The 12,691-nt window shown below is 29.5% G+C and carries 13 protein-coding genes; 11 read left to right on the top strand and 2 right to left on the bottom strand.

Annotated features, from left to right (window positions below; genetic code table 11):
• Positions 1-11: 11 nt before the first annotated feature.
• The 5 genes from ACH36K_RS08500 (at position 12) to ACH36K_RS08520 (ending at position 5,433) form a co-directional block, all read left to right on the top strand.
• Positions 12-1,646: a DAK2 domain-containing protein gene (locus ACH36K_RS08500; RefSeq protein ID WP_411170501.1), complete on the top strand. Its 1,635-nt coding sequence runs from the start codon at positions 12-14 to the stop codon at positions 1,644-1,646.
• A gap of 84 nt (positions 1,647-1,730) precedes the next feature.
• Positions 1,731-3,761, top strand: coding sequence for an ATP-dependent DNA helicase RecG (gene recG / locus ACH36K_RS08505; RefSeq protein WP_411170502.1), 2,031 nt, complete (start codon positions 1,731-1,733; stop codon positions 3,759-3,761).
• A gap of 64 nt (positions 3,762-3,825) precedes the next feature.
• Positions 3,826-4,380, top strand: coding sequence for a 16S rRNA (guanine(966)-N(2))-methyltransferase RsmD (gene rsmD / locus ACH36K_RS08510; protein WP_411170503.1), 555 nt, complete (start codon positions 3,826-3,828; stop codon positions 4,378-4,380).
• Between the two features lie 17 nt (positions 4,381-4,397).
• On the top strand, positions 4,398-4,874 hold the full coding sequence (gene coaD, locus ACH36K_RS08515) for a pantetheine-phosphate adenylyltransferase (protein WP_411170674.1): 477 nt from the start codon (positions 4,398-4,400) through the stop codon (positions 4,872-4,874).
• 22 nt (positions 4,875-4,896) lie between these two features.
• Entirely contained in the window at positions 4,897-5,433 is a 537-nt protein-coding gene (locus tag ACH36K_RS08520; RefSeq protein WP_322458768.1) for an ATPase, read from the top strand.
• On the opposite strand, the gene ylbJ is transcribed toward ACH36K_RS08520, so the two are convergent.
• Together ylbJ and ACH36K_RS08530 are read right to left on the bottom strand one after the other, a co-directional pair.
• On the bottom strand, positions 5,419-6,606 hold the full coding sequence (gene ylbJ, locus ACH36K_RS08525) for a sporulation integral membrane protein YlbJ (RefSeq protein WP_411170504.1): 1,188 nt from the start codon (positions 6,604-6,606) through the stop codon (positions 5,419-5,421). The genes ACH36K_RS08520 and ylbJ overlap by 15 nt on opposite strands.
• A 47-nt stretch (positions 6,607-6,653) precedes the next feature.
• Positions 6,654-7,859 (bottom strand): nucleotidyltransferase, encoded by a 1,206-nt coding sequence (locus ACH36K_RS08530; RefSeq protein WP_411170505.1) that lies wholly within the window; start codon positions 7,857-7,859, stop codon positions 6,654-6,656.
• A gap of 225 nt (positions 7,860-8,084) precedes the next feature.
• Between ACH36K_RS08530 and pta the strand changes: the two genes are divergently transcribed.
• The 6 genes from pta to acpP all read left to right on the top strand — a co-directional run bounded on the left by pta (position 8,085) and on the right by acpP (position 12,571).
• Positions 8,085-9,086: a phosphate acetyltransferase gene (gene pta, locus ACH36K_RS08535; RefSeq protein ID WP_411170506.1), complete on the top strand. Its 1,002-nt coding sequence runs from the start codon at positions 8,085-8,087 to the stop codon at positions 9,084-9,086.
• A 26-nt stretch (positions 9,087-9,112) separates the two neighbouring features.
• Positions 9,113-10,312 (top strand): acetate kinase, encoded by a 1,200-nt coding sequence (locus ACH36K_RS08540; RefSeq protein ID WP_411170507.1) that lies wholly within the window; start codon positions 9,113-9,115, stop codon positions 10,310-10,312.
• A gap of 195 nt (positions 10,313-10,507) precedes the next feature.
• Positions 10,508-11,017, top strand: coding sequence for a YceD family protein (locus ACH36K_RS08545; protein ID WP_411170508.1), 510 nt, complete (start codon positions 10,508-10,510; stop codon positions 11,015-11,017).
• 2 nt (positions 11,018-11,019) lie between these two features.
• Complete coding sequence (gene rpmF, locus ACH36K_RS08550; protein ID WP_008678357.1) at positions 11,020-11,205, top strand: 50S ribosomal protein L32; 186 nt, start codon at positions 11,020-11,022, stop codon at positions 11,203-11,205.
• 57 nt (positions 11,206-11,262) lie between these two features.
• Entirely contained in the window at positions 11,263-12,264 is a 1,002-nt protein-coding gene (gene plsX, locus ACH36K_RS08555; protein ID WP_411170509.1) for a phosphate acyltransferase PlsX, read from the top strand.
• A 76-nt stretch (positions 12,265-12,340) separates the two neighbouring features.
• Positions 12,341-12,571 carry an acyl carrier protein gene (acpP, locus tag ACH36K_RS08560; protein ID WP_322545591.1) on the top strand — a complete coding sequence of 77 codons (231 nt, stop codon included), beginning with the start codon at positions 12,341-12,343 and terminating at the stop codon, positions 12,569-12,571.
• Positions 12,572-12,691 lie beyond the last annotated feature (120 nt).

The raw sequence follows: 12,691 nt of genomic DNA on the forward strand, positions 1-12,691 counted from the left end.
GAGGTAAAAAGATGAAATATCAGAAAATAAATGGCCATGATTTTTATAACATGGTTGTTAATGCTAGCAATAAATTGTTAGAGCAAAGCGAATACGTTAATGCTTTAAATGTGTTCCCAGTTCCAGATGGAGATACAGGAACAAATATGTCAGCAACATTTAAAGCTGCAGTTAAGGAAATAGAAGGATTAAATTCTGAATCAATAGGTGAAACTTCTAAAAAGCTAGCTAAAGGAGCTTTAATGGGAGCAAGAGGAAATTCAGGAGTAATTCTTTCTCAAATATTAAGAGGTATTTCTAAAGGCTTAGAAGGAAAGACAGAAGTAAATACTGTGGAACTTGCAATAGCTTTTAAGGAAGGTAGTAATGCGGCTTACAAAGCTGTTATGAGACCTACAGAAGGAACGATTCTTTCTGTCATTAGAGCAGCAGCTGATGCAGCTATTGATACAGATGTAAAAGATATAGTTAGCCTTATGGATGTAATTGTAACAGAATCTAAGGTAATGCTAGATAAAACTCCAGAATTATTACCAGCTTTAAAAAAAGCAAAGGTTGTAGATTCAGGCGGAATGGGGCTTTATATAATTCTTAAAGGTATGTATGATGCCTTAAAAAATGACATAAAGGCAGAAATAAAAGATATTAAACCAGCTGAAGCTAAAATGCAAGGTGCTCAAGGAACAGAAGATATAGATATTAAATTTGGATATTGTACTGAATTTATAATTTTAGCAGATGCAGATAAAGCAAATAATTTTAGATCAGATATAGAAAAAATGGGTGATTCAACTATAGTAGTGGGATATGAGGATGTAATAAAGGTACATATTCATACAAATGATCCAGGTTCTGTTTTAGCAAAAGCTGTTCAATTAGGGGAATTATCTAAAATAAAAATAGATAATATGAGAGAAGAACATAGAGAAGTTCTTTTAACTAAAGAAGAATATAATCAAGGAGAATCAGCTACAGAAGAAAGCGAAGAAGTAAAATATGCTTTTGTATCAGTAGCTATGGGAGAAGGTATAACTAATATATTTAAAGATTTAGGTGTTGAATATGTAATTGAAGGTGGTCAGACAATGAATCCTTCAACTCAAGATATAATGGAGTGTATTTCAAAGTTAAATGCAGAGCATATATTTATTTTACCAAATAACAAAAATATACTAATGTCAGCTAATCAAGCAGCTGAAATATCAGATAAGGATGTTAGGGTAATACCAACAACTACAATTCCACAGGGAATAACATGCATAACTATGTTTAATCCAGAAGCAGAAGTAGATGAAAATTTAGAAAATCTTAAAAATGCAATAGAAATGGTTAAGACAGGTTCTGTAACTTATGCAGTTAGAGACACAGAAATGGATGGCATAGAAATAAAAGAAGGTAATATGCTTGGACTAATTGAAGGGAAAATAAAGAAAGTTGGAACATCATATTGTGATGTTGCAGAAGAAATACTTTCAGATATGATAGATGAAGAAAGTGAGCTTATAACAATTTTCTATGGAGCAGATGTAACTGAAGAAGAAGCAGAAGAATTTGTAGAGAAAATTGAAGATAAATATGAAGATTTAGATGTTCAATGTTATAGAGGAGCACAACCGCTTTACTATTTCTTAATGTCAGTGGAATAATTATAAAAGCACAAGTTACTACTTTATTTACATAAGTAGAGACTTGTGCTTTAATATTTATGAATAAAATTTTGAGGTGAGCAAATGAATATATCAATGGAAATATCTGCTCTTAAAGGAGTAGGACCAAAGCTTACTGAAAAGCTTAATAAATGTGGGATTTTTACAATATATGATTTACTTTTATATTTTCCAAGGGATTATGAATTTATTAAAGGAGATATAGATTTTAACGAAATAGATGGTGAAGAAAAGCAAATTTTAACTTGTAGGGTAATAGGATATGATAGAGATGTTAAAACTAAAACTGGAAAGATAATAACTACAATAAAATTTGATTACAAAGGACATATAGTTATTGGAAAATGGTTTAATCAAAGGTATATAAAGAATTCTTATAAATTAAATGAATCTTACGATTTAGTAGGGAAATTTAAAAGAGTAGGTAATTCGTTAGAAGTAGTGAATCCAATGATTGGATGTAGTGATGCTAAAAAAAGTGAAATAATACCCAAGTATCCATTAAAAAGTGATTTAACAGATAAGATAATAACAAAGCTGATAAACCAAATACTAGATAAAGTTTTAATAGCTGATAATTTGCCAAAAGAAATATTAGATAAATATAAAATGATAGAATTAGATAAAGCTGTAAGAGAAATACATTTTCCAAAGGGAAAAGGTGAATTAGAAAAAGCGATAATAAGATTAAAGTTTCAAGAACTATTTACTTATTCAATGAAACTTTTATTACTTAAAAGTAAGCTAAGAAGCAATGACGGTATTTCATTTTATTGGCATAATGAATTATCTACATTAAAAGAAATGCTTCCATTTAGTTTAACAGATGCTCAAACTAAGGTTGTTAGAGAAATTTTAAGAGATCAAAAAAGTAAATATTCAATGAATAGACTAGTTCAAGGAGATGTTGGAAGTGGTAAAACCATAGTAGCTATAATAGCAATGTTCAATGTAATTAAAAATGGTTATCAAGCTTCTCTTATGGTACCCACAGAAATTTTAGCAAATCAACATTATGCCGAAACATCAAAAATTTTAAAAGGTTTTAACGTAGAAATTGAATTGTTAACAGGAAGTACTAGTTTAAAAGAGAAACGAAGAATAAAAGAAAGAATAGCGACAGGAGAGCCAATTATAGTTATAGGAACACATGCTTTAATTCAAGAAGATGTAGACTTTACTAATTTAGGTTTAGTTGTTACAGATGAGCAGCATAGATTTGGAGTAGAACAAAGAAATAAACTTATAAATAAAGGGAGAAGGCCTGATGTTTTAGTTATGACAGCAACTCCTATACCTAGAACCTTAGCCTTGTATATGTATTCAGACTTAGATGTTTCAATAATTGACAAGTTACCACCAGGAAGAAAAAAGATAGATACAAGGTTTTATTCAGAAAATGATAGAATGTTAGCTTATAATTTAGCTTTAGATGAAATAAAAAAGGGAAGGCAAGTGTATATAGTATGTCCATTAATAGAAGATGATGAAAAGATGGAGCTAAATTCTGTAGAAAAACTTTATGAAGAGCTAAAAAGTGGAGTATTTAAGAATATAGGTGTTGAAATGTTACATGGTAAAATGAAGCCGAAGGAAAAAGATGAGATAATAGGATTATTTAAAGAAAATAAGATAAATGTTATAATTTCCACAACTGTTATTGAGGTTGGGGTAAATGTTCCAAATGCTTCTATGATGATAATAGAAAACTCAGAGAGATTTGGATTGGCTCAGCTTCATCAATTAAGGGGAAGAGTAGGTAGAGGAGAATACGAGTCTTATTGTGTTCTTATAGGTAAGGTAAAAAATGAAAGAACAAAAAAGAGAATGGAAATAATGACAGAATCGACAGATGGTTTCTACATATCTGAGCAGGATTTAAAGCTTAGGGGAGCAGGAGAAATGTTTGGATTAAAACAAAGTGGGGATATAGGGTTAGTCCTTTCAGACATATATGAAGATATAGATATATTAAAGTGTGCAAGGTATGAAGCCAATATATTAGTTAGTTCAAAAGAAATGGAGCATTTAAAATTATGTAATGAAATATCAAGTTCTATTGAAAGATGGAGTCGATATATTTGTTTTAATTAAAAAAATTGTATATAAAGAAATATTATGATAAAATTGATATGATAGTACCTAAGGAGGAAACTAAATGAGAATAATAGCCGGAAAAGCAAGAGGAAGAAATTTAATACCTCCTGCAACTATGGAAACGAGACCAACTTTAGATAGAGTAAAAGAAGCTATGTTTAGTATAATTCAAGGATACATACCAGAAGCAATTGCTGTAGATGTTTTTGCAGGGACAGGAAGCCTTGGTTTAGAAGCAGCAAGTAGAGGTGCGAAAGAAGTTTATCTAATAGATAAAAGTAGTTCAACATTTCCTTTATTAAAACAAAATATCAAAAATTTAAAATTTGAAAACTTTTGTACTCCATTAAATATGGATTCATACGAAGCTTTAAAAATGTTAAGTAAAAAGGGAATAAGTTTTGATATTATATTTATAGACCCGCCTTATTGCAAGGAGATGATTCCAGAAGCATTAAAAATAGTAAAAGAACATAATATGCTCAAAGATAATGGAATAATAGTAACAAAGATAGATTCTATAGAAGATATATATCATGGATATAGAGATATTAAATTATTACAAAGTAGAAAATATGGTAATACAACAGTATGTTTTTATAAATATGAGGAGTAAATAAAAAGGTGAAAAACATGAATATAGCAGTTTATCCTGGGAGCTTTGATCCTATTACAAATGGACATTTAGATATTATAACTAGAGGAGCCCAAATTTATGATAAGCTTATAGTTGCAGTTTTAGTCAATATGGATAAAAAATGTTTATTTAATATTGAAGAAAGAGTTGAATTAATTAAGAGGGTTACGAAGAATTTAAAAAATGTAGAAGTATTAAGTTTTGACGGATTATTAGTAGATTTTGCAAGAATGCATAATTCAAAGGTTATTTTAAAGGGGCTTAGAACGGTATCTGACTTTGAATATGAGTTTCAAATGGCACTTATGAATTCTAAGCTTGATCCAGATATTGAAACTGTATTTATGATGACTTCTTCAGCATATTCTTATGTAAGCTCATCTTCAGTAAAGCAAGTAGCTAAGTTTAGTGGAAACATTAAAGGACTTGTACCTGAAGAATTAATTTTAGAAGTTAAGGATAAGTTTAGATAATTTTTACCAAGGGGGAAGAGGGATGGAGAAGATTGAAGTTAATATTATAGAACTTTTAGAGTATTTAGAAGAATTAATAGAAACAGCACCTAAAGTGCCTATAACAGGGAAAAGTGTAGTTGATAAAAAAGAATTTTTAGAAGTAATAGATCAAGTTATAAATTATCTACCAGATCAATTAAAAAAAGCACAATGGGTGATGACAGAAAAAGATAGAATACTTGGAGATGCTCAAAAGGAGTACGAGACTGTAAAAAGAGAAACAATGGAAATAATGAAGCAAAATATTGAAAATCATGATATAGTTAAGGAAGCTAAAATTCGAGCAAATGAAATAATTGCCCTAGCTCAAAGAGATGCCAAGGCAATTAGAATTGGATCAAGAGAGTACTCAACAGAAATTTTGGCTCAATTAGATAGGGAAATTGAAGAAAAAAGAAACCTATTAATTGAAAATATGCAAAAATCCTTCGAGTTAGTAGCAAAAGAAATTGATGAAGATCTAAGTAAAACTGGATCAAAAATTAAAGAAAACATTTCTGAGTTAAGAGGAATGTAATATACTAACATGTTTTAATAACATAGATATTAAAAGTGTCAGTAAAAGGAATACTATAAAAGGAATAAAAAGTTTATAAAATGATAAAATATTATATATTTTATCATTAGTAATATTTGATGTAGTAGTAGAAATTTGAATTATATTACTTGAAATAAAAGTTATTATAAAACTTATTATTCCTTGAATAAATTTATAGAAAATATATTTTTTCATGTTAGGATTATTTTTACTTACAATAGAGCTTACTTGAGCAATTACTGATAAGCTAGAAAATGATAAAATAAAGCTCATCATACTTAGTTTTAAGCTCATGGAGATATTAGAAGTAGAAATTAATTTACAACCGTTTGTAAATTCAATACTACCTAAAAAAAGGTTATATAAGATTCCATTAGGTAATTTTATTAAGTTTTCTAAGTTTTCAAAAGCAGTACTTATATAAGTGTTGCTTTTTATTATGCTTATAAATACTGAAAATATTATAACAAAGGCGCCTACATTTATAGTGGTAGAAATTGCACTTTCAATTGCATTTTTTAAATTAGTTCCAAAAGGATTTTCTTTATAAGTGCTTTCCATTTTTTTTAAAGATGTTATATTTTTAGAGTTCTTTCTTGTTAAAAAACCTACAACTACTATAGATAAGTAATTAGCTATTAATAGGATATAACCAAGTTTTACGTCATAAAGCATAGAAGCTGAGACAGATCCTAGTATAAATATAGGGCCAGCATTAGATGCTATATTTAATAATCTTTCGTATTCACTTTTATGTATATATCCAAGATCATATATATCAGAAGAATATTTTGCCCCTAATGGATAACCACATATAAAGCTTGCCGCTAAAGGGAAAGAACAACTTTTTGAAAGACCTAGTGGCTTGCAGATTAAAGGCCCTAATATCTTCGAGTAAAGAGTTATTCCATCATAATAAATTAACAAATTACATATGACGCTAAATGGAAATATGGTTGGGAGTATTGCAACAACCACTAACTTAGCTCCACTAATTGCTGCTGATATACTAACTTCTAAATTAATTACAAATATAATTATAAAGATGGTAATTGCAAAACATATAATATAATTTTTTTTTACATCTAATAGCTTTAATAATAATGCCACAAGAAAAAAAATAAAAAGCCATAAAATAAAAATACTAAACATAAAATTTACCTCCTATATAGTATTTATATGCCTATGACTTTTTAATATTAATCTTTTATTATGGGTAATTGCAAATAATCACTTAATGGATTAAGGGAGCTATTTAACAAAGAATAAGCCTTGGTAGCTTGAATATCTAATTTTAATAGGGGATTAGATATGTTCCTTGGTACCTTAGTTATTATTGGAATACTAGATTTCTTTTTCATTTCTTTTAATATGGATCTTCCAGTACTATTAAATCCTAATACTCTAGCATAAAGGTTATTTTTATCTATTAAATCATCATAGGAAAACTCATCTAAAGATAAAAATATTTGAGCCATTAATCTAGATATTTTAGTGTAAGTATATCTTTTAGTTTTTATTTTAAGTATTAAATCTTCGTAAGAATTACTATAATAAATTTCTTTTAAAAATTTATTTTCTAATCCTTCTCTTATTTCAAAAAGATTGTTAAAATTTATACAATTAGCAAGGAGTTTATATTTAATGTACGGATACATATCTTTTTCGAAAACAAAAGGGTAAGAGTTTTCTTTTAGAGAAGATAATATATCTAATGATTTACTTGGTAAATAATTTTTTAGGTCCCCTAGAGATAAATTATTTTTAAAACTCTCTCTTATACTAGTTGCAGAAGCATATTTGTCAGTTAACTTTTTATCGTTATAATTTGAGCCTTCTCGTTTTAATGTAAGAGGAGAAATAGCACTATTTAATTTAAGTAAGGATTTTATATATTCTATTGCTAAAATATTATTAGAGCTTGACAAAACTTCTTCCATTGATTTATCATTTAAAATTTTTATAAGAGATATTTCTCTAGCTTTTGCATAAGTAATTCCAGTCTTTAAGTTTTCCTTTATTTCATCTTGTAGCTCTTTAGATTCAGAAACTAAAGTTTTTGCAATTTTAGTTAAAATATCTATATTACCACATTCGCTACCAAAAAATATGTTATTGATTACTCCAATTGAGTCAAGAATAGATATTGAGCCCTTTGCAAAAAATTCTGCAGAAGATAAAGCGTAAAATGTAGGCAATTCTAAAACTAAATCAACTCCATTTAAAATAGCCATTTCTGCTCGTTTCCATTTATCAATTAATGCTGGTTCACCTCTTTGAACAAAATTACCACTCATTATGCATACTATTCCATCAGCGTTTGTTTCTTTTATTGCAGAATTTAAGTGATAAAGATGACCGTTGTGGAAAGGGTTATATTCTGTTATTATTCCTGTTATATTCATAAATACACTCCTTAATGGGAAATATAAAAATATTATATCATAATAAGATTTTATAGAAAAATTAAAGTATAATATGTAGGTTATTTATATAATGAGAAAAATTCTGAATATTTATAATATAAAGAATTAAATCTTTCGGATATTTTTATGTTGAAAACTATAGTTATTTAGGAGTATATTAGTATATGAAGATGAGTTAGTATCTTTTTGAAAGGAGAAATAATTATGGAACTTATGAATAAATTATGGGATGCAGCTAAGGCTGACAGAAAAAAAATAGTTCTTCCAGAAGGGGATGAGGAAAGAACTTTAGTAGCAGCTCAAAGAATACAAGAGCTTGGTTTAGCATATCCAATTTTAGTTGGAGATAACAGTAAAATTAAAGAAAAAGCTAGTGAATTAGGGGTAAATTTAGAAGGGGTAGAGATAGTTGATCCTAACACTTCAGAAAGATTACAAGCTTATGTTAATGAGTTTTATGAATTAAGAAAAAATAAGGGAATGACTTTAGAAAAAGCTGATAAAATAGTAAGAGATCCATTATATTTTGGAACTATGATGGTTAAATTAAACGATGCAGAAGGAATGGTTTCAGGAGCAGTACATACAACCGGAGATTTACTAAGACCAGGATTACAAATAATAAAGACTGCACCAGGAGTATCAGTTGTATCAAGCTTCTTTATAATGATGGTACCTGGTTCAAAGTATGGAGAAGAAGGAATGCTTCTATTCTCAGACTGTGCAGTTAATCCAAATCCGACTTATGAACAATTAGCAGCAATAGCTATAGCAACAGCAGATACTGCTAAAAACCTTTGTAAAATAGAACCAAAAGTGGCTATGCTTTCATTCTCAACTATGGGAAGTGCAGATCATGAAATGGTAGATAAGGTTAGAAAAGCTACAGAGCTTGCAAAGGAATTAAGACCAGATTTATTAATAGATGGAGAATTACAATTAGATGCAGCTATAGTTGAAAAAGTAGCATCTCAAAAAGCTCCAAATAGCAGTGTTGCAGGAAAGGCTAATGTTCTTGTATTCCCAGATTTACAAAGTGGAAATATAGGATATAAATTAGTTCAAAGATTTGCTAATGCAGAAGCCATTGGACCTATGTGTCAAGGATTTGCAAAGCCAATAAATGATTTATCAAGAGGATGTAGCTCTGATGATATAGTTAATGTTGTTGCATTAACAGCAGTTCAAGCACAAGCTCAAAAATAATAATTATTAGGAAGGAGTAAGAGAAAATGAAAGTTTTAGTAATTAATTGCGGTAGCTCATCACTTAAATATCAATTAATAGATATGACTACTGAAGAATCATTAGCTCAAGGATTAGTAGAGAGAATAGGAATTGAAGGATCAGTTTTAACTCAAAAGGTTGAAGGCAGAGATAAATATATAGTTAAACAACCTATGGAAGATCATAAAGTTGCTATAAAGCTAGTTTTAGATGCTTTAGTAGATAGAGAAAACGGAGTTATTTCATCAATGGATGAAATAACAGCAGTTGGACATAGAGTTGTTCACGGAGGAGAAAAGTATAAGAGTTCAGTAATTATAGATGCAGGAGTTAAAGATTACATAAGAGAATGCTTTAAATTAGCTCCACTTCACAATCCAGCACACGTAATTGGTATAGAAGCTTGCGAAGAATTAATGTCGAATATTCCGATGGTAGCAGTTTTTGACAATGCATTCCATTCAACTATGCCAGAAGAGGCATATTTATATGCACTACCATATGAATTATATAAAAAACACGGAATAAGAAAATATGGATTCCATGGTACTTCACATAGATATGTATCACAAAAAGTTGCAGAAGTTATGGGTAAAGACATAAAAGAATTAAAAATAGTTACATGTCACTTAGGAAATGGTGCAAGTTTATGTGCTATTAAGAATGGGGTTTCTATAGATACATCAATGGGCTTTACTCCACTTGAAGGTGTTGCAATGGGAACAAGAAGTGGGAATATAGATCCAGCTATAGTTACTTTCTTAATGAAAGAAGAAGGTTTATCTATTGATGAAGCTAATGATTTGCTAAATAAAAAATCAGGTGTTCTTGGAATATCAGGAATTAGTTCCGACTTTAGAGATATAGAAGATGCTGCATTTAAAGAAGGCGTTCATAGAGCAAAGTTAGCACTTTCTATATTTGAATATAAAGTAAGAGCTACAATTGGATCATATGCTGCTATTATGGGTGGTGTTGATGCTATAGTATTTACAGCTGGAGTTGGAGAAAATGGTCCAGAAACTAGAGAGGCAATTTTAAAGGGGCTAGAGTTCTTAGGTGTAGAAGTAGATACTGAAAGAAATAACGTTAGAGGAAAAGTAAGAGAAATATCAAAAGAAGGTTGTAAGGTAAAAGCTTTTGTTATACCAACTAACGAAGAATTAGTAATAGCAAGAGATACTGTTGAATTAATAAGCAAATAGATTTAAGGTGCATAATTATTAGTTGGGTAATTTACAATAAATTGCTTGACTTTTAATGGTGCACTTTATATAATAAATTGTGTTTATTCGGCAAATATTTATCTAAGGAGTGAAATGAAGCTTTGCTCAAGCTATACACATAATGTGTATAATGTATCCTAAAGGATATGAGGACATAGTCTAGAGCAAATACATATGATTATACAATTTTCAGACTTAATTTCATTAAATAAAAGAAAAAAAGAAATCAATATAACATATGAATTAGCTCCACTTTATTTTGATGGAGAAAAAATTGAAGCTGTAGAAGCTGTAAATGTAGTTGGAAATGTTACCTCTGTTGGAGATGTTTTAACTCTAAGAGCTTCCATAAAGACAAAATTGAAACTTAATTGTTCAAGATGCCTAGAGACCTTTATCTATCCAATAGATATTGATATAGAAGAAAGGTTTACAAATAATAAGGAACTTCAAGATAATGAAGAGATTATTTTTGTAGATAGCAATACATTAGATATTGCTGAAATAGTTGAAAGTATTAGTATTTCAACCTTACCTATTAAGAGACTTTGCACAGATGACTGTAATGGACTTTGCTACCAATGCGGTAAAAATCTTAATGAAGGTTCTTGTCAATGTGAGACAAATGATGTAGACTTAAGACTGGCAAAGTTACAAGAGTTGTTTGGAAATAAGGAGGTGTAGTAATGGGAAATCCTGCTAGAAAAACATATAGAGCAAAGAGAAATTCAAGAAGAGCTCAAACTTTTAAGGCGAGCTTACCTGGAATAGTTGAGTGTCCACAATGTCACGAAATGAAGCTAGCTCACAGAGTTTGCAAGAATTGTGGATTCTATAAAGGTAAAGAAGTAGTTGCTTCAGTAGAAGAATAAAGAAAGTCTAATGACTTTCTTTTCTTTATATATAAAGAAAAGGGGCGAAATGGTATTATGAAGATAGCTATAGATGGTATGGGTGGGGATAATGCACCTAAAGCCGTAGTAGAAGGCCTTATTCAAGCTTTAAAGGAATACGAAGGAATAGAATACTATATAACAGGTCCTAAAGAGCAAATAGAAGAAGAGCTTAAGAAATACCAATATGATGAAAAGCTAGTTAATATAGTTGATGCAAGAGATGTTATTTCTCCAAATGAGCATCCTGTAATGGCTTTAAAGAAGAAAAAGGATTCAAGCATATGTAAAGCATTGAAGCTTGTTAAAGATAAAGAATGTGATGCTGTTATATCAGGTGGGAGTACAGGTGCATTCTTAGCTGGATGCACACTTATAGTTGGAAGAATAAAAGGTGTGGAAAGACCGGCTTTAGCTCCAATTATGCCAGGTAAAAATGGTAGCTTCATGATAGTTGATGCTGGAGCAAACGTTGATTGTAAGCCTAATTACTTAGTACAATTTGCTAAGATGGGAAAAGTATATTATCAAGGGGTAATAGGTAATGAGAATCCTTCCATAGGCCTAGTTAACATAGGAGCAGAAGAAGAAAAAGGTAATGAATTAACTAAAAGTGTTCATAAGCTATTAAAAGAAGAGAAGAATTTAAATTTTGTTGGAAATGTAGAACCAAGGGATACATCAAAAGGTGATGTAAATGTTTTAGTTTGTGACGGGTTTGTAGGAAATACATTGTTAAAAATGTATGAAGGAGTAGCATCCACATTGTTAAAAATGATAAAAGAAGAAATTTTATCATCAGGAATAATGAGTAAGATAGGTGCTGGTCTTTTAAAACCTGTATTTAAATCATTAAAAGTAAAGTTTGACTATAAAGAATATGGTGGAGCACCATTTTTAGGCGTTGAAGGTATTTGTATAAAAGCACATGGAAGCTCTGATGGAAAAGCTTTCAAAAATGCTATAAGGCAAACTAAAACTTTTTATGATAAGGGTGTATTAGAAAAAATAAAATCAGAACTTCAAAATAATATATAATTTATGCCAATATGCATATTGACTAGATAAATAATATATAATATTATCTAAATGATGTATGTAGGAGGTGAATTAAATGTTTGAAAAAGTTAGAGAAATAATTGCTGAAAAATTAAGCATTAACGAAGATGATATAACAATGGACTCTTCATTCGTTGACGATTTAAATGCAGATTCATTAGATTTAGTTGAACTTATGATGGCTTTAGAAGATGAGTTAGATACAGAAATTCCAGATGAAGAAGCAGAAAATTTTAAAACTGTTGGAGATGTAGTTAAGTATTTAAAGAGTCATGTTGAAGAGTAATGTAATCCCGCTTTAATGCGGGATTTTATATTTAATATTTACAGAGAATTTGGTTTATTCTTGAATTTGCTCTATTAAAAAGAATTTCTTGGAAAGCAAGTTGAAGAATAAACTTCAAGG

The sequence above is a fragment of the Clostridium sp. MB05 genome, from assembly GCF_046581255.1.
In the GTDB taxonomy this organism is placed as follows: Bacteria; Bacillota; Clostridia; order Clostridiales; family Clostridiaceae; genus Clostridium.

Bases quoted from the DNA above. Each gene is read 5' to 3' on its own strand.
- coaD (WP_411170674.1), top strand. From the start codon at position 4,398: ATGAATATAGCAGTTTATCCTGGGAGCTTTGATCCTATTACAAATGGA.
- rpmF (WP_008678357.1), top strand. From the start codon at position 11,020: ATGGGAAATCCTGCTAGAAAAACATATAGAGCAAAGAGAAATTCAAGA.
- rsmD (WP_411170503.1), top strand. From the start codon at position 3,826: ATGAGAATAATAGCCGGAAAAGCAAGAGGAAGAAATTTAATACCTCCT.
- ACH36K_RS08520 (WP_322458768.1), top strand. From the start codon at position 4,897: ATGGAGAAGATTGAAGTTAATATTATAGAACTTTTAGAGTATTTAGAA.
- ACH36K_RS08530 (WP_411170505.1), bottom strand. From the start codon at position 7,859: ATGAATATAACAGGAATAATAACAGAATATAACCCTTTCCACAACGGT.
- ACH36K_RS08540 (WP_411170507.1), top strand. From the start codon at position 9,113: ATGAAAGTTTTAGTAATTAATTGCGGTAGCTCATCACTTAAATATCAA.
- acpP (WP_322545591.1), top strand. From the start codon at position 12,341: ATGTTTGAAAAAGTTAGAGAAATAATTGCTGAAAAATTAAGCATTAAC.
- ylbJ (WP_411170504.1), bottom strand. From the start codon at position 6,606: ATGTTTAGTATTTTTATTTTATGGCTTTTTATTTTTTTTCTTGTGGCA.
- recG (WP_411170502.1), top strand. From the start codon at position 1,731: ATGAATATATCAATGGAAATATCTGCTCTTAAAGGAGTAGGACCAAAG.
- plsX (WP_411170509.1), top strand. From the start codon at position 11,263: ATGAAGATAGCTATAGATGGTATGGGTGGGGATAATGCACCTAAAGCC.
- pta (WP_411170506.1), top strand. From the start codon at position 8,085: ATGGAACTTATGAATAAATTATGGGATGCAGCTAAGGCTGACAGAAAA.
- ACH36K_RS08500 (WP_411170501.1), top strand. From the start codon at position 12: ATGAAATATCAGAAAATAAATGGCCATGATTTTTATAACATGGTTGTT.
- ACH36K_RS08545 (WP_411170508.1), top strand. From the start codon at position 10,508: ATGATTATACAATTTTCAGACTTAATTTCATTAAATAAAAGAAAAAAA.